11 protein-coding genes are annotated in these 16,895 nt (G+C 61.3%); 1 reads left to right on the top strand and 10 read right to left on the bottom strand.

All coding sequences use genetic code 11. The features are described from left to right. Positions 1 to 45 precede the first annotated feature (45 nt). On the bottom strand, positions 46 to 2,211 hold the full coding sequence (locus P5W98_RS14250; protein ID WP_421073829.1) for a phosphocholine-specific phospholipase C: 2,166 nt from the start codon (positions 2,209 to 2,211) through the stop codon (positions 46 to 48). Positions 2,212 to 2,267: 56 nt separating this feature from the next. Beyond that, the gene (locus tag P5W98_RS14255; protein WP_434718071.1) at positions 2,268 to 2,636 is read right to left on the bottom strand and encodes a hypothetical protein; all 369 of its coding nucleotides are present in this window, start codon (positions 2,634 to 2,636) and stop codon (positions 2,268 to 2,270) included. Positions 2,637 to 2,778: 142 nt separating this feature from the next. Between P5W98_RS14255 and P5W98_RS14260 the strand changes: the two genes are divergently transcribed. Beyond that, complete coding sequence (locus P5W98_RS14260; RefSeq protein ID WP_434718072.1) at positions 2,779 to 3,687, top strand: LysR family transcriptional regulator; 909 nt, start codon at positions 2,779 to 2,781, stop codon at positions 3,685 to 3,687. Positions 3,688 to 3,699: 12 nt separating this feature from the next. On the opposite strand, the gene P5W98_RS14265 is transcribed toward P5W98_RS14260, so the two are convergent. The 8 genes from P5W98_RS14265 to P5W98_RS14300 form a co-directional block, all read right to left on the bottom strand. Continuing rightward, positions 3,700 to 3,972 carry a hypothetical protein gene (locus tag P5W98_RS14265; protein WP_421073831.1) on the bottom strand — a complete coding sequence of 91 codons (273 nt, stop codon included), beginning with the start codon at positions 3,970 to 3,972 and terminating at the stop codon, positions 3,700 to 3,702. A gap of 28 nt (positions 3,973 to 4,000) precedes the next feature. Beyond that, positions 4,001 to 4,264, bottom strand: coding sequence for a tlde1 domain-containing protein (locus P5W98_RS14270; protein WP_421073832.1), 264 nt, complete (start codon positions 4,262 to 4,264; stop codon positions 4,001 to 4,003). A gap of 611 nt (positions 4,265 to 4,875) precedes the next feature. After that, the gene (locus P5W98_RS14275; protein WP_434718073.1) at positions 4,876 to 6,045 is read right to left on the bottom strand and encodes an IS91 family transposase; all 1,170 of its coding nucleotides are present in this window, start codon (positions 6,043 to 6,045) and stop codon (positions 4,876 to 4,878) included. Between the two features lie 18 nt (positions 6,046 to 6,063). Next, the gene (locus P5W98_RS14280; RefSeq protein ID WP_434718074.1) at positions 6,064 to 6,939 is read right to left on the bottom strand and encodes a tyrosine-type recombinase/integrase; all 876 of its coding nucleotides are present in this window, start codon (positions 6,937 to 6,939) and stop codon (positions 6,064 to 6,066) included. A 318-nt stretch (positions 6,940 to 7,257) separates the two neighbouring features. Continuing rightward, positions 7,258 to 10,257 carry a reverse transcriptase domain-containing protein gene (locus P5W98_RS14285; protein ID WP_434718075.1) on the bottom strand — a complete coding sequence of 1,000 codons (3,000 nt, stop codon included), beginning with the start codon at positions 10,255 to 10,257 and terminating at the stop codon, positions 7,258 to 7,260. A gap of 66 nt (positions 10,258 to 10,323) precedes the next feature. Then, on the bottom strand, positions 10,324 to 12,339 hold the full coding sequence (locus P5W98_RS14290; RefSeq protein ID WP_434718076.1) for a hypothetical protein: 2,016 nt from the start codon (positions 12,337 to 12,339) through the stop codon (positions 10,324 to 10,326). Between the two features lie 375 nt (positions 12,340 to 12,714). Then, positions 12,715 to 15,183: a hypothetical protein gene (locus tag P5W98_RS14295; RefSeq protein ID WP_434718077.1), complete on the bottom strand. Its 2,469-nt coding sequence runs from the start codon at positions 15,181 to 15,183 to the stop codon at positions 12,715 to 12,717. Further along, a complete protein-coding gene (locus tag P5W98_RS14300) occupies positions 15,180 to 16,766 on the bottom strand; it encodes a hypothetical protein (RefSeq protein WP_434718078.1) in 1,587 nt (528 codons plus the stop codon). The genes P5W98_RS14295 and P5W98_RS14300 overlap by 4 nt, the downstream gene beginning before the upstream one ends. Positions 16,767 to 16,895: the final 129 nt, after the last annotated feature.

Genomic DNA, 16,895 nt, shown 5'->3' on the forward strand with positions numbered 1-16,895 from the left:
CCGGCATTGCACCGGCCACGCGGCATTCCCCTCACCCTGCGCCGGTCAGCGCTTCACCGGCCCCGGATCGCTCTGGCTCGGCCGGCCCGTCTCGAGGTGGCCCGCGAAGCGGCGCACGACCTTGTCCGTCGCGCCGCCCACCGTCGTCGCCGAGATGTTCAGGTCGTACCAGCCATGGCTCGAGCTCAGTTCCCAGTGGTCCTGCATGGTCTGCCCGGCTTGCACCGTGTACTGGCGCGAGTGCGCGCTGCTGTACGCATTGTCGACGGTCACGCTGCACGCGGCGGTGCCGCTGTTGCTCAGCTCAAGATAAATGTGGCGATTGCGCACGTCGTAGCCGATGCGCACTTCCGGGCTCGCATGATGGCCATCGGCCGCGATTTGCACGTTGCCCTGGAATTCGCACAGATAGCCGTTCGGGCCGTAGACGGCGAGATGATAGGCACCCTGCGCAATCGAAGTGCTCCAGTAATCGGCGAACTGATCGTTTGCTGCGACCGTATAGCGGCGCGGCGGATTGGCCGGGCTCAAGCGATCGTAGACGTAGAACGCCGCGCCCGCTGCGCCGGTGTTCGCGAAATCGAGCCACAGATTGCCGTCGTGGCCGCTCACCCGGCTGTGCACGAACACTTCATACGGCAGCGCGCGCGCCGGACGCGCGCCGGGCTCCTGCGCCGGCATGGTCTGCTGCGCGGGCACCTGGTACGCCTGACCGGCCGTCTGGATGTGCTTGGGCACCGCGAAGCTCACCGTCGACGTGTCCGGTTTGCCGGAGAAGTCGAACGCCGACGTGAGGTCGCCGCAAACCGAACGGCGCCATGCGCTGATGTTGGGCTCCTGCACGCCGAAGCGCGCCTCGAGAAAACGCAGCACCGAGGTGTGATCGAAGGTCTCCGAACACACCCAGCCGCCCTTGGACCACGGCGAGATCACGATCAGCGGCACGCGCGGTCCGAGACCGACCGGCTGGATGCCGCCGGGATCGGCGCCCGGGATCAGCGGACCCATCTCCTGCGGATACCGGCCGAGATCGAGATACTCGTCGCCGATGTTCGAGAGCAGGCTCGACGACATCATCCCCTGGCCGTTCGGCCCGCTTGCGAGCGGCGGCACCGGCGGCACGACGTGGTCGAACAGGCCGTCGTTCTCGTCGTAATTGAGGATGAACGCGGTCTTCGCCCACACGTCCGGGTTCGAGGTCAGCGCCTCGAGGACCATGTTGATATAGAACGCGCCATCGGTGGGCGATGCGGACGGGTGCTCGCTGTACTTGTATGGCGAGACGATCCATGACACCTGCGGGAGCTGGTTCGCCTGCACATCGGCCTTGAAGCCAGCCAGCGTGCGGTCCGTCGCGCCCTTGTCGACGAGCGGGCCGCTCGCGCCTTCCTTCACCTGGAACTTCTTGAAGAACATCAGCGAGTTATCGGTGTAGTTGTCGGTCGGGTCGCCCGGAATGCCAGTACCGCCCTGATACACCTTCCAGCTGATGTTCGCGTTCTCCAGACGCTCGGCGTACGTCGTCCACGTGTAGCCGTTCACGTCGTCGCGCTCGCCGATGCCCGGGCCGTTCGGCGGATTGCCGTAGATGTTGCGAGGGTCGATCGTGCCGGTCCACAGGTAGATGCGGTTCGGCGCGGTATCCGCGTGCGCGGAGCAGTGGTACGCGTCGCAGATCGTGAACGCATCGGCGAGCGCGTAGTGGTACATCACGTCCTCGCGCTTCAGATAACCCATCGTCAGCACGTCCTGCTTCTGGTTCACCCACTGGTCCCACTGGCCGTTGTTCCACGCGAGGTGGCCGCTGCTCCAGCCATGGTTCGTGCCGGGCTGGAATTCGGTGGTCTGCTTCGGATCGAGATAGAACGGCAGCACGTAGGGCGCCGTGGAACTCAGGCCGCGCGATTGGTAGTGCGAGGTCTGCACCGAAGCGGGCGGCTGCTGCCACACCGGCGCGCCGCTGGGCAGCAGATGCGGACGCGGATCGTTGAAGCCGCGCACACCGCGCAGGCCGCCGAAGTAATGGTCGAACGAGCGGTTTTCCTGCATGAAGATCACGACGTGCTCGACGTCCTGAATCGTGCCGGTGCGGGTCGCGGCGGGCATGGCAAGCGCCTTGCGGATCGCGGGCGGAAAGCTCGCATAGGCAGCCATCGCGCCCGCCGACTGGGCGGCGATGCGCAGAAAGTCGCGTCTGTTTTTCGACGACATGGGAGATCCTGTTATTGGGGGAGGAATTGGGGAAAAGCGTGGATGCGGCCAGCGCATCAATGCGCGCTGCTCGTGCCGGAGCCGGGCGCCCAGTGCATCTCGGGCGCGCCCGGTGGCTTGTCTTCGGCGTTCGGGTTCGCGTTCGCGTCGGCGCCCGCCATTTGCTGGCCGTTTTGCTGACTGCTGTGCCGACTGCTTGGCGAGCCAGTTTGCTGGCTGTTCTGCGGGCTAGATTGCTGACTGCGCGTGCTCGGCGAAGCCGACGAGCCGTCGCTGCCGCTGCCGTCGCACGCAGCGAGAGCAAGAGAAAAAAGAAGCGCCGCCCAGACGGCGCGCGAATCGATTCGACGCATGAGGATCGGTCCGAGGATGACGAATGCGCTCATTAACGCATCGACGAATGTCCTCGCAGTGACCGGTTCCATCAGGTTTCTTTCGGTGCACCTCAGCTTTTTTGTTCGAAACCCGGTGGGCGCTTGCGCCGACTCGACATCCGCGCGCGTCATGCAACGGACACATCGGTTCGCTACGCTGACGCGCGGGCGAGCCGGAAAAGAGGATGGGATTTTGTTCGATCAGTTGAAGGCGTTCCACGCGACGGTCCGTCAGGGCAGCATCACGCGTGCGGCGCGGCACCTCGGCGTGAGTCAGCCGACCATCGCCGCGCAGATCCGTCAGATCGAGCAGCTATACGGCGTCGAGTTGTTCTACCGCAGCGGACGCCGCCTCGCGGTCACCGAAACCGGCATCGCGCTCCTGCCGCTCGTCGAGAAAATGATCGACCTGGAAGCGCAGGCCGATATCATGCTGCGCAACGTCGGTGGCCTGTTCGAAGGTCAATTGCGGCTAGGCGCAACCGGGCCGTACTACATCATGGAAGCGATTGGCCGCTTCTCGAAGGCGCATCCGGCCATTGCGCTCACCTGCCGGATCGGCAATTCGGAAGACATTCTCAATGCGCTGCACGAGTTTCACATCGACCTCGCGGTGTCGTCGCAGCGCAATGACGCGGATGGGCTCGAGCGGCGCGTGATTTCGAGCGATCCGCTCGTGCTCGTGGTGCATCACAGTCATTCGCTTGCGCGCTTCGACGTGATCGACGCCGCGCGCCTTGCCGAGGTGCGTCTTTTGATTCGCGAAGCAGGATCGGTCACGCGCCGCTGCACCGAGGAGATCCTCGCGAAAGCCGGTGTCGCGCCGGCGTCGGTCGCGGAGATCGGCAGCCGCGAGGCGATTCGCGAAGCGATCCTGCACGGCGTAGGCGGCAGCATTTTTCCGCACGGCGAGGCGGAGCGGCATCCGGATCTGCGGGTGATTGCGCTGCGCGGCGTGGACACGACTATCGATGAGTATGTCTATTACCTGAAGGCGCGGCGGCAGAGTCCGGCGATCGATGCGTTTTTGGCGTGTATCGTGCCGGGCGGGGAGGCTAGTGAGGTGGATTCGAAGCTGAGTGACGCTTCGGTGGGGTGTTGAGGAGTGCGTCTTTCATGTCGAAGCGCGCCAACGGCGCAGCGCGACATTCGCAAGCCACACCAGCAGCGCAGCAACGATCATCGCGGCGGCGATGATGACCAGCAAGCCAGTCGTTTCAATGTCATCTGCGTTCTTGACGGTGTCCACGCCAAACGCATGCATCACGAACGCGATCGACGCCGATAGCGGCGAGAATTCGCAGGGCAAACTAACGATCCAGCGGGAGAGCAGGAAGCCGAGTACGAGCGTCGTAATAATGTTCGCGCTGTAACGAACCCACTTCATTGGCGGACCTCTACCGTGCCGTAGGCTTTCAGAGTTGTACCCGGAATCGGCAGCGTCGCACCTTCTCGCGCAGGTAGCTACTCAGTTGCGCAAAGCCGGCAGGATTGGCGAGCGTAATGCAGCCTTCGCTACGTCGCATCGGACCGATCGGATGTAGTCGGAAGGAGCCGCGTCGCACGCCGTTGACGAACGTTTCATCATCGATTTTTTCGTCGTCACGATACAGAGCGAACCATTGGCTGCGGTCCGTTCCATAGCCGTGTGTTCGCGCGAAGTCGTATAGCCATCCCAAACGTCCTGGCGATCGACAATCGCTAAGCTATTGTATTTTCATGCATTTCTTGGCGCCCGGCTGGGATCGAAAAAATCGGCTGAAGGCGCGCCGGATAAGGCATTGAGCGTCGCCAATCTTCTATCGGGTACGACTTGGGGTACAGCGACCTTATCATCGCACTTCTTTGCAACAAAGTATTACGAAGCACCGGGAGCAATAGCCTAGTCTCAGTGATCCGCCGATCATGAAATGAACAAGTGATACGACGGCTCGCGTTAAGGGTTATTCGATGCCTGCCCTCGTTGCCATTACGGTGAGCGCGCGATGACGCGTGCGGGCAGGCGGCGAATAAGCCTCGAGGGAGGAAACCGCGGAGTGATCCGAGGCGGTGGTAATTCTCGAAGGCTATGGCGATTGATGGCCCGGCGTCCTCAGCCTTGTTAGAGCGAGGCGGCCCAAACGGGATGCTGGAAGTGCCATGGTGCCTGGACGACGCGGAGTATTGGCGCGATGGCGGTGGTGAAGTGGACGTGTGAGGGAGAGCTTGATATGGCGGGCACGAACGTCCGCTCGCAGGCCGCGTTGCCGCAAGGCCGACGTTCGTTCTGGTAGGCACTGAACCGTAGCAATCATGTTGCGGCCCGCGGGATGGGTGGCGCACGGATCGGTGCGGTGCGCGCGAGAATGTCGATGACGATCATCGGGGCACCGCAGTGCCGGCAGATGAAGGTGGGCGGAGTGTCGATGACGGTGTGGTCGGATGGCGTGTCGAACTCCGGCACGACGTGCAGCAGCTCACGCACCTTCGCGAGACTGGCGCGACGCACCGGGTTGGCGAGCAGGCCGTAGTGGCGGATGCGATGGAAGCCGCCTGGCAGCACGTGCAGCAGGAAGCGACGCATGAACTCGCCGGCCTCCAGCGTCATGGTCTTGTAGCGGGTACGTCCCGTCGCACGGTAATCCTTCCAGCGGAAGGTCACGCCGCGCTCATCGAAGGCGAGCAGACGCTGGTTGGAGATCGCGACGCGGTGCGTATAACGCGAGAGGTATTCGAGTACGGCTTGCGGCCCGGCAAAGGGACGCTTGGCGTACACAAACCATTCGCAGGCACGCAGGGGCGCGAGCCACCGGGCGAAGGCGGTCGTATCGGCGAGCGCTGCATACTCGCCGAAGAACTGCAGTTCGCCGCGGTGGTGAACCGCCTGGAGGGCTTCGAGGAAGCGGCGCCGGAACAGGCGCGAGAGCACGCGCACCGGCAGGAAGAAGCCGGGCCGGCAGGCGATCCAGCGCTCGCCGTCGGGCGACAGCCCCCCGCCCGGGACGATGCCATGCACGTGCGGATGATGCGTGAGTGCCGAGCCCCAGGTATGCAGCACGAGTGTCGCGCCGATCTGGGCGCCGAGGTGTTTCGGATCGGCGGCGATCGTGCGCAGCGTGTCTGCGGCGATGTCGAACAGCAGCCCGTAGATGACCCGCTTGTTGTACCAGGCGATCGCGCTGATGGCCGCGGGCAGCGTGAAGACCACGTGATAGTACTCGAGCGGCAGCAGATCGGCCTGGCGTGCCTCGAGCCAGCGGCGTGCGGCACTGCCCTGGCACTTCGGGCAATGGCGGTTGCGGCAGGAGTTGTAGGCGATCTCGGTGCGCGCGCAGCCGGTACAGCGCAGCACATGTCCGCCCAGTGCCGCGCTGCGGCACTGTTCGATGGCTGACATGACCTTCAGCTGCCCGAGGCTCAGGCGTACCGTACGTCGCCACGCCGGACCGTGGGCGCGGAAGATGTCCGCGACCTCCAGCACGGGGAGTGCATCACAGGGCTAGTTGGCTGGCAGGCGCTCCAGGGGACTGGTGACTTCGCGCAGCAGGTCGGTGGCCACCTGCGCGTAAAGTGCGGTGGTCTCGAGCTTCTTGTGGCCGAGCAGCACCTGGATCACGCGGATGTCGACCTTCTGCTCGAGCAGGTGCGTGGCGAAGCTGTGACGCAGCGTGTGCATCGAGACGCGTTTGTCGATCTGCGCGGCTTCGGCGGCAGCATGGATGGCACGGTTGAGCTGCCTCGGCGTGAGCGGATCAACGGGGTCGAGCCCGGGAAACAGCCATCCGCCGTCAGGCATCTTGCCCTGCGCACGGGCCACGCGCCACCAGACGCGCAGGCGCTCGAGCAGCACCGGTGAGAGCATCGCGTAGCGGTCCTTACGGCCCTTGCCTTGTTCGATGCGCAGCGTCATGCGTTGGCTGTCGACGTCGGTGACCTTGAGCGTCACCACTTCGCTGGCACGCAGTCCGGTGCCGTAGGCGACCGAGAGGGCCGTCTGGTGCTTGAGGTTGCCCGTGGCGGCGATCAGCCGCCGCACTTCATCGGGGCTGAGCACGACCGGCAGCGTGCGGGGCACGCGCACCGGCTGCATCCGGGCCATGAGTTCCGGCTCGCGGAGCGTGATCTCGAAGAAGAACTTCAGCCCGGTGATCGCGGCGTTCAGCGAAATGGGTGACGTGCCGTGATCGACGAGATGCAGTTGGTAACCCCGCAGGTCCTCGACGGTGGCGGTATCAGGCGAGCGCCCGAGGTATCGGGCGAACTCGCGTACGATGCGCAGGTAGTTGGCTTGCGTCTTCGGAGCAAGCTGGCGCATGCGCATGTCGTCGATCATGCGCTGACGCAGCGGGCTGACGGCTGGTTGGGAGGAGGTCATGATTCGGCTCCTGTTGAAGAACGAGGCGGATTGCCTCATTCGCCAACATAAAACCGCGTGACCGGCTTCACCCTAACCTCCAGTGTTGGACCGGAGCCCCTACCGCGCGAGCGGTTTCGTTCACCCGACTCATTGTGGTCCTTCGAGGTGTGATGTCAACCTGCCCGCTTTGCAGCGGTTGCCGTCGCTGACCGTTGCACCTCGAACCCCGGTACCTGCCCGTCAGCCGTCAATCACATGCAGGGGATGACGTTCGATGCAGACGGTCAGCTTCTAATTGATGGCGTGGACCCATGTGAGCCTCGAACAACTAAACTCTCACTCATTCCCTTGTCCCGCCGGCAACACTTTGCGGCCAAACGCAATCTCAAATCCATCTGGCACCGGTTTGAATGGCTTGGCCGGAGACCGGTGGCTGCTCTGAAACTGTCGTAGCGCCTGCACGTCGATTTCTCCGATCACGCAATAGTCGGTCACGCCCCCTTTGACTCGAAGCAGGTCACGTTGCCAGCTCTCTTTGAACGGGGCGCGTATGCGGCTGTCGCCGTATTGGCGGTCGTTGCACTGAATGATGTAGGCATGCACGTCCAGTGCAGCCGACTCCACCAAGGCGTTGAAGGTTTCGGTGTCCTGGTTCCACTCCGGCACAAACAGCGCGTCCACCTCGCCGCGCAAGGCAGCACGGTAGCTGATGTTGGTCAGTTCGCTGCAGACCAGCAGCGCAAAACGCAGATCGCCATGCTGCAGGATGGGCGGCCTCTGCCAAGCCTTGTCAGGCTTCAGCTCTAGTTTGGCCAAGCGCGTTAGCTCTTGCTCCTCGTGCAATGCTGGCCGCTGCTTGTCCTGCCGGTAGATCATCAACGAGGGGAATCCGAGGCCGTCGTGCGACAGTGCGGCCCACACCTGATTGCGCACCCGCGCTTTACTGGCGTGCAAATATTCGATGCCGGTGATCAGCGAAATACCACGCCCCTGCAACTTGCGAGCGATGCGGATGAACCAGTGTGCGGGCAGGGCAAGCTCAGGCAGTACGAGGTAGCGACTGTGCTGCGGCTGGGCAATCACCCCGTCGAGCAAACGACACAGGCGTGCGTAGCGCTCAGCGTCGGGGTCGGGCATGCGCATGACCGCCGCCGTCCAGCTCGCCATGCGCGTTTTCCAGCTGGAGACGGCAATGCCATATCGGCGCTGCGGCTGGTCATCCGGAATCTGCAGCACGCCATGCTTGTCGAAGCTGGGCGCGGCCTCGCCCAAGCTGAAGCCACGCACAGCAAGGACCACTGCTTTCATGGCAGCATGCTCCGAGGCCTCGTAGGCTGCCTTGTTCAGGATGAACAACTCAGGCAGGTTGTACGGGCGGGAGGCAAACAGCAACCCATGCGGTAGGCTTTTGAACCCGGTCCACTTGGCTAGTATTTGGATGCCATCGATTACGTTGTTCGGCAGCAACTCGGCCGCGTTGGCGCAGTGCGTGGCTGTCTTCTTGGCCGGAATGCCGCGCTGGGCCACCATCTCGCGCGGCAGCCCGATGAAGCGGAAGGGCAAGTGCGCGAGGTCGAACGAAAACAGACGCGCTTGCTCGGCTTGAAAGCCTTTGGGGGACAAGAACCAGTTCAGGAGGGCTTCGACATCCAGTGTCGGCAGATAGTCCGCCATGTGCGCTTGCCATGCTTGCTGGCCGGCCTTGGACAATCGCGGTGGAAACGCAGCGCTGATGCTTTCTCGCACAGCGGTGTAAAGCTGGCTTTGCCAACGAGCCATCAGCTCACTGGCGGGCGGCAGGTGCTCTGAAGGGGTGGCCTTGACACTGAGCGCGCAGTTTTGTGCGACTTGCTTGCAGAGTTGTTCGAGTGCACGCAGGATCTTGCGCAGGTCTTCAAAGTCTTCGCACGCGGTTGCTAGGCGAATGATCCGTGGCAAGTAAACCGCCAGATCAAAAAACTGCGGCAGCACCAGTACATGCTGGACAAACGCGCGGAAGAAGGCTTGGCGATGTTCTCGCCAAGCTTCCGGCGTCAGATCACGCTCGTAGGCTTCGAAGTCCCGCAGCTTGATGGCAAAGCCGGCGCGGCGCATCGTCAGTGCATCGGCCTTGCGCAGGTTGTCGGCGGCCTCGCCGTCGCTTTGCGTTGCGGCGAGCAAGTCAGTGCCAACGTGGCTAGCGGATCGCGGCAATCTGGGCATGGCGCGCCATTCGCTGGCACGCTCATGGATCTGGTGGGCAATGGCGTCCACCAGTGTCTTGCCCGGCTCTCCCGCCAGTACGAACACCTTGTTCTTAGCATTGGCAAAATGGATTCGGCTGTCGCTCAGGTAGTCCGGCTCAAAGCCGATCTGTTTGTGCTCAGTTTGAGCCACCCAACCCAACTTGCCGCGAGAACGCGCGAACAACCACTCCCAGAGTTCGGAAGTTGAGTGGAAACCGGCAGCGTTCTCCATGACCAGCAGGATGTCGTCCACGTAGCGGCCGTAATACAGCGGCGCACACTGCTGCTCGACGATTCGGTCCAACTCGGCCAGCGCAACGTTCGCCACGACTGCTGAGGCAGGTAGCCCGACCGGCAAACCTTTCTTCAAGGGCGTCGCCGCTGCCCAGGCGAGTAGAGCCTGAATGAACATGCGATGGAGCTTGGCCTGATGGACGTCCATTTCCAGTCCCAGCACACCCGTGACGAAGACCGGATTGAGCATGAAGCGGGGGTTCAGCTCGTGATAGAAGGAGCTGACATCCGCTGTGAGCGCCACGATCTTTTTGCCTGCATCCAATGCGCCTCGCATGGTTGCGATGCCCTTGTCGCGCCAGTCGCGGAAAGGCTTGAGATAGGGCTGAAAAGAGCCGAGCGAGAGCTTGTTGATGCCTCTTCCGTCTTGGGTGCGACGTAGACGATTGCCATAAGCGCAGCCGGTCAGCTGGGCATCGAACAGGTGGCCCACCTCTAGCATCCACAGCGTGGACAGTACATGAAAGTCCACGCTGCATTGCGCCATCACCCGAAACTCGGCTTTGGGCTTTTGAGGCTCTTCGCCTTCTGCCAGCAGGCCGCAGGCGTGTTCCCATTCGTCCGCCGGGGAGGAAAAAATCAGGCCGTTTCCGTGCTGCTCGCGGTACCGATCCCAGCAGGACATGTCCACAGACTTGGTGGCCAAGGTCCAACTGCCGATGAACTCAGGCTTTGTCACCCAAGACTCATCGTCACCATGCATCTTGGCGAGTAGGGCCGTCAGGTTAGCGTGCAGCTTGTCCTCATAGTCTGCAATCGCTGCAAGCGACGCATGGGATGAGTAGTACAAGTCAACTTTGGCTTTGCGGTAGGCCAAGCCAAGATCATGGAGGCTGGTCACTGGTCTTGTATATTCCGGCGGGGGTTCTGGACGGCCTTCGACTCAATTGATAGGTATCTGCAGGCGCTCGAAGAACGCACGGTTGCGCTTCTTTGCATCGGTAAGGACCTTGTCGTAGGACACGATTTCGATGTAGCAGCCCTGCGCTTGGTGGTACTTGAAGAAGCCTTCATTGTCGGGCGTTTTAACGAAGTCGTGATTGTCGGCAATGGCCTTGATGCGAGGCGTCAGGCTGCAGAGGATGTACGCGTAGAACGGGATGGAGCCGACGTTGATGGTCTTGCCATCCTTGTCCTTGGCCTGCCCTTCTTTGATTTTCCTGACATAGCGCAGAACCTGCTCCACCGGGTTCTCGTCCTTTGCCGGGTACTCGTTGCGCTCGGGCCGCTTAAACTCAACGACAACCACTGACTGGTACGGGCTCTTCGTCTCAGAGAAGGCCCGCGCCGTATTGAAGATGGCCAGGTCGGGCTCGTCGCCGCCGGTAGCATTCACTGCTCTCAGGCGGCTCATCGGAAGGTCAGACGCTAGGTACGAATGGTAGGCCAGGCGCTCGTCAACGACCCACAGGTTCTGCCGAGAGAACTCGACATCTTCGGAGTCGGCCTGCATCGGATAGATGAGGCTGTGCACGAGGTCCTCGCGTGCATAGGATCCCGACTCTTGTACCTTGAGCGCGGTTTCCAGCATTTCCAGGATGGTGCGCCGATGGACAACGTACTTGGCCAGGGCAGCCTTCCCGAGCTCGTTCTCGTCGTCGAGGAATTGCTGATAAAGGGCCGCGTACTCAGGCGAACCGGCCACAGTGTCGAGCGGCCCCTTCCTGATATCCGCCGCGCGCTGCCGGTGCTCCACCTCGATGTCCTTCTGCGTCTTGTATAGCTCGATGTCGAGCTGGTCTTTCGACACATTGGCCGGAATGCGTTCCAGTTTGTCTCGATAGCGCTCTTGCAGCTGGAACCGGTACTGCGGTGCGTCCTGCTGAATGAAGGTTTCGATAAGCTGACGCTTCTCCTCACGCAGCTGCGTCGTGTACGGCTCGGCGACCTGCTTGAGCGCCTTCACGACCTCGGCATCAAGCTCTTCGCGTGTCATCTCTCCCGGAAAATCCAGGTCGGCTTCCTGCAGAAACATAAAGGCCGTGCGCTCAGCGCTGACCTTGGCGTCAAGGTACGGGCCGGCCACGTAGGTGCGGAAAACGAACTGCTCGCCTTGGTCGTCGGTCAGGCGCCCTTGCAGGTCGGGTATTGCCTTGCTTGCCTTCCACTCGAGCACCTCACGCTGGTTGGCGCAGTACGAGATGGTGTGGTTCTTGGCCGCGCTGGACTGGTAACGGAGAACGGTCACCTTGAAGTTGTGACCCTTGAGCTCGAACGTCACCTCCTTTGCCCGCTCCTTCGCTTCCTCGACAAAGATGTGGTTCAGGTTGCACGACTGCCCGTCGGCGTCGTGGAGAAAGATTTGCGGACAGCGACCACCCACAAAGTGGATGAGCAGGTGGTCGATGACCTTGTGGGCGATGGTCTCGAGCGACTTTGGGAAGTGCTTTTCGTATTCGGCACGCAAGCTGGTGAGCTTCACCGAGGTCCGCCGTTCCTTCACCTCGGCTTCGTTAACCTCCTCTCCCTCGACCCCTTCCGTCGTCACGACGAACCGGAAGGTTCGACGCATCCAATGGTCGTCATCTTGGTAGTAGGTGCTGTCGATGGCGGCCTGGTTGAACACCTTGAGCCAGGTGAAGCGGCCAATGCCCTTGTTGCCTCGGGTTGCCTTGCGGGTCGAGTCGGAGAGGAAAAACGCGCGAACGTTGCCGTCGTTGAAACCAGAGCCGTTATCGACGATGGTGATGTCCCGGATGCCGGCCAGCGCTGTTTCCTCGTTACCGGCCAATGCCATCTGGCGAGCCTCTCGCTCAAGATACACGTCGATACGGCCATCACCGGTGCCGCTATCCTCGATCGCCTCAATGGAGTTCACTAGGCACTCGAAAAGCGGGATGAGCGGCTGGGTAACAGGCAACTGGAGGTTGCGTATGCGTCCGACGATGTCTACCTGCATGGCTGCCCTTCCCCACTTTCGAGTCTTCTCAACGTTTCCGCCGAATGGCGGCTCAATAATAACTGGTTGTGGCGCAACCACTGACTGCGAATGGTAGGTAATTGTCACCGCCGCCCTTCCTGTCGCCAACAGCGAAGACAGCCACGCTCTGAAAGCAGTCCCTCGAGCAAATGCACTGGCCGACCGCTTCTGGCCAATGGTTGACTTAAGGCGTCGCGACGGGAATGTGATTAGCTGTAGCGAATGGGCAGGACATGAATCGACCGATTGTGTGAAAACGCACCGGTGCCTGAGCACGCGCACCGCCGAAACGTAAGCACTCGCCAAACGAATCGCCGAGCTGCGAGCGGCCTGGCGATCCAGTCAGCGCCCCGCCTACGCTAGATCTTTCTCAATCACTGTCTCGACAAGCGACCGGTGCTCCTCGTCGAGTCGCGCGACGGATACGCCCAATCGCTCAGCATAGCGCGCGCCCATCCCCTCAAAAATCGATTTGACTGTGTCGCCCAGCAGTTCCGTCCGCAGTAACTGGGTACTGCGGTACAGATCCTCCGCGATGTTTTTACCACCTGTTAGCGGGGCAATCGAATCGCCACGGTCATTGGTCGCTACGCGGGCCGCGCAGATTGCCCAGTAGCACGTCGCCCAACACTCAAGCACATCTATGGGCAAGCCGCCTTCGCCTTCGACATCCAGAACAACCTTGCTGATAAGGGGCTTTCTGGCTCCCCCGTGATTCCGGAAAAAGTCGAACAGCAGGTTACCTACTAAGCGTCGCCAGCTTTCATCGCCGCTAATCGGTAGGACGCCCTGCAGGCCAGAGGCATCTGCGCCCGCTGGGAGGGGGTCTGCTTTGCTGCTACCAGCGCCAAGCACAACGACAAGTAGCACGCGCAACCGCAGAAGATCGACCACGCCAAGCGGGCGCTCAGCCGCATCCTGCTGAAAGGTCATCTGACGGGACCTCACTGCTTTGACGATGCTCTGCCGCGTATCACGCATCGCCTTGTACTTGCGACGCTCTTCCAGGTGCTTCTTTCCGTCATCCGTGTCGGGCCGTGTTCGATGCTGCTGCGCATGGAAGCGCTCGTCTTCCTCAAGCGCTTCTTCCCCCGATGCAGTCTCATCACCCATCGACAAACCCGGAATTTCATCCGTTTCATCGAGAGTCTGCAACAGCGGTTTTTTCTTGCCGATCAGCGCGTTAAGGAACTCGCGGACAGACTCCTGATGCGAAGCACCGAGAAGGCTTCCCGGCGTATCGGCTTCGGCTGTCTTGGCAGACCGTCCCTCGATGAACTCTTCGTAGGTCAGCACGCGCCCAAGCGGCTTCGGGGTCTTTTCAGTTTGGCCGCGTCGTCGGACTGGTTTTTGCTCCTCACTTGTACTGTCTTCCTGCTCCGCGACTGCCAGCTTGTGCATGATATCGAGGAGCCACAGCCCCTCAGATCCGTCCATATTGTCAAGTTGCGACAAGGCGTCGTCAACACTGCGCGTCGGCGACTTGCGTTGCGCCTGCCGAATTGCCTCTTCGACAATCACAACGCCGGGCGACGATTCAAAATCAGGCCAGCGCACAGTAGCGAAGTGCGGCGCCTCGTGCCCCTCGAATCGGTATCTCGCGGGCGACGCGCTTGTGCCCATTCGTGTCAAAGCGCCCGCTACCGGTTTGTCATCGCTATCGGTCAACTCAATCGCAGCTTCAGCGACGTTTGCTCCCTTAGGCGGCCACCAGCGAAGCGTCTGCTCGCTCAACTCGAAACGTCCGGGCAGATGCCGCTCGAGATCCTTCAGTGGAATTTCCTCGGAGGGCTCGAACTTGGGAATGTCCGCGACACTCAATTCCGCATCCAGCGCACCTTCGAGTCCCAGAGCCTGCACGGCGTCACCAGCTGGCAGCTCGCGATAGAGACACGCCTCCGCGTTCTCACCCGGGGTTGCGCCTTCACCAAGTGCAGCCTCGGTGCAGTTCGCGCTGCCATAGAGTACGCAGTCGGCAACGCTCGTTTCGGCGATGAACACTTTCGCGTGTGCAAAGCGGCTCGCCGTCGTACCCTCTACGCTGTCGACGCTAAATAGCCGTATGGACTCTTTTTTTCTAAGCGCGTGGACGGGAAAGAGCGCGTTTTTCGGCTGCAGCAAGAGCGCGACACTCTTTGCGCCAAGCCGGTCTCGCAACTGGCGCAACGCACCCAGGTCCGGATCCCAGTAAGGGCTTGCGACTACCAGGCGCGTGACCTTGCGCCGTCCGACCATTTCGGCGAACTGTTCTCCAATACCCAGAGCGCCAGCACTGGAGAGAAAGCCAAGGCGGCCGCCCTCTTCCAGATCGATAACGGCACCGTCCGACTGCTCATGGATCCATGGCGTTCTGCGCATCGCCCATTCGATCTGCTTCCGGGGCATCGCCGCGTCAGCCACGAAACGGGCTACATACGCCAGCGCAGCGCGCAGAAGCGGCAGCGCGTGGAAGTCATCATCCTCGGCATGCACCTCGCCCACCACTTCAAGATTTCCGGCGAGACCGGCAGCGGTCATATTCGCTGATGCCACCAGAAGGCGGCCACTCGCTCTGCCCAACTGCAGTATCAGTTTCGGGTGAAATACCCCGCTCGCAGGCGCACCAACGATCGAGTAGCGGCGACCACCATGCCTAGGCCTCGTCTGACCCGGCGCGAATGCGAAACCGAGCATCCTGTCGTCGGCGATGACAATGTTGTTGTTACATCCTGCCTCCCGAAGGCGCGCCAGTGCGATCGACTCATAAGCGTTCAGATCGACGTTGAAAGTCGTAACGATGCTCGTGTGGAAGCCCTTCCTCGCAAAGCAGTCGAACAGTTTCACGCTGCCTCCAAGATCTTTTTGCCAGCTGCAGTGAGACCGCTATCGTCCACCAGGTATATATCGCCAAGAAAGGAAATCGCCGGGGCGAGCCGGGGATTCGTGAAGGATGGGCTGTCTTTCTGCCTAACGCGTACCTTACCGTCATCGGTTTCGAGCAGGAACGTGTAGTCACCTTGCGACCGTAGTTTCTGAATCGCCACCCACAGGTGGCGCTCGATGATCCGTTCACGTAAAAGGCGGTTCAGGATGTCGCTGATCGACTCTCCGGCGCGTGCCTTGAAGTAGTTCAGCTCTGAGACGATCGACGGAAGATAGGGCGAGCGCGAGAGCACCGGCAACTCAGACTGCATGCGCTCCAGTTGATCAATGAAGCGGGCGTATAGCACCGCCAAGAGCCTCAATGCATTTGCAGCACATTCGCTGGTGCTTAGAGCGACGTCGCTGGCACGGGCCGTAATCGCATTTTGCAACATCCACTCGGCCGCTGGTCCATCGGACCACGCGTTTTTCGCCATTTCAATCGAGTCAACGAGATGCTGCCATGTCAGCACGTCTTCCCCGAGTTCTGCGGTGATACGGGGAACAATAGCCGACAGCAAGCGTCCCATCGACATGCCGGAGGGACTGCCACCCAAAACGTCCAGCAAATACTTGAGCAGAGCGCCGTAGCAGACTTGAAGCATATCGTTCGCGTGGTACACCTTCCACGCAAATGCGTGCGCTTCCTCTGCCTCCGGGACGGCTGGCAACCGCTTACCGGTGTTGCCGTGGGCTGAATAAAGCACCCACCTGACCTCCCATCGGTCGGGCCAGTAGCCGAGGTTTTCCGCGGTTCGCAATACTAACCGGAGTGTCTGGCTGCGCGGCGTCGCTCCATCGTCTGAAGCATTCACCCGTCCAAACAGGATGTCCTCGTAAAGCTGCCGTTCTACGCTGTCTTCTTCGATCGCCGAAGGGCGCATGCGAGCCATGCGTTTCAGTTCGCTCCTTTGGACAACGCCGCTCTTTACTGCAGCCAAGAACAGGTTGCAGGCACGCCCAGCCGCAGTCGCAAAAGCCTTCGCGAGACGCTCGCCAGTATCACTGGTGGGCACCGGAATCTCGTGCTTGTCGAGGTACTTCAGCAGCCCGATCTCCTCGAGCTGGGAACCATAGGCCGCCCCGAAAGCGCCGAATTTCTGCTTGAGGTATTGGGACTGCCCGGGCTGCCGATCTGTGTAACGGGAGAACCGGATACCGCTTCTGCTCTCGGCAGCGAGCGTTCTCTTTGCCCACCGGCTGCCCGCAACCCCGCCCGCGTCGTCACAATCCTGGGCAATAAGGGCGTACAGCGCCTCGGCACGCCTCACGAATCGGCACCATTCATCTACTGAGGTATCTCGGATCACCTTCGAGTAGTGCCGCGCCAGCCAGACATAAAACCCGTAGTAGCGCACGCGCAATGTCACGTTGCTGATACCTGGCAGGAGGCTCTGATAAAGCGCCACGCTGGTAGTTTGCATTCCGAGCGGGTCAAGTCCGCTTTTGTTGTCCAGGGCGGTCCAGTTCGGACGGCCCGTCCCCGTCGTCTCGTTATCGGCCACTTCTTCCCCGCTTTTCGTTGTTTTGCTGGTCCGGTCGTGTTTCCGAGATGTGCCCAATCAAAGGCACCCCCACCCAGTGCAGCAAGATTATGCCAGCGACGTGTCGGCGCGCAATTGCCACCGGCCTTC

This window comes from Paraburkholderia sp. A1BS-2L (assembly GCF_051125205.1).
GTDB lineage: Bacteria > Pseudomonadota > Gammaproteobacteria > Burkholderiales > Burkholderiaceae > Paraburkholderia.

Excerpts from the sequence above, each read along its gene's own strand:
- P5W98_RS14250 (WP_421073829.1), bottom strand. The coding sequence starts at position 2,211 with ATGTCGTCGAAAAACAGACGCGACTTTCTGCGCATCGCCGCCCAGTCG.
- P5W98_RS14255 (WP_434718071.1), bottom strand. The coding sequence starts at position 2,636 with ATGGAACCGGTCACTGCGAGGACATTCGTCGATGCGTTAATGAGCGCA.
- P5W98_RS14265 (WP_421073831.1), bottom strand. The coding sequence starts at position 3,972 with ATGAAGTGGGTTCGTTACAGCGCGAACATTATTACGACGCTCGTACTC.
- P5W98_RS14280 (WP_434718074.1), bottom strand. The coding sequence starts at position 6,939 with ATGACCTCCTCCCAACCAGCCGTCAGCCCGCTGCGTCAGCGCATGATC.
- P5W98_RS14290 (WP_434718076.1), bottom strand. The coding sequence starts at position 12,339 with ATGCAGGTAGACATCGTCGGACGCATACGCAACCTCCAGTTGCCTGTT.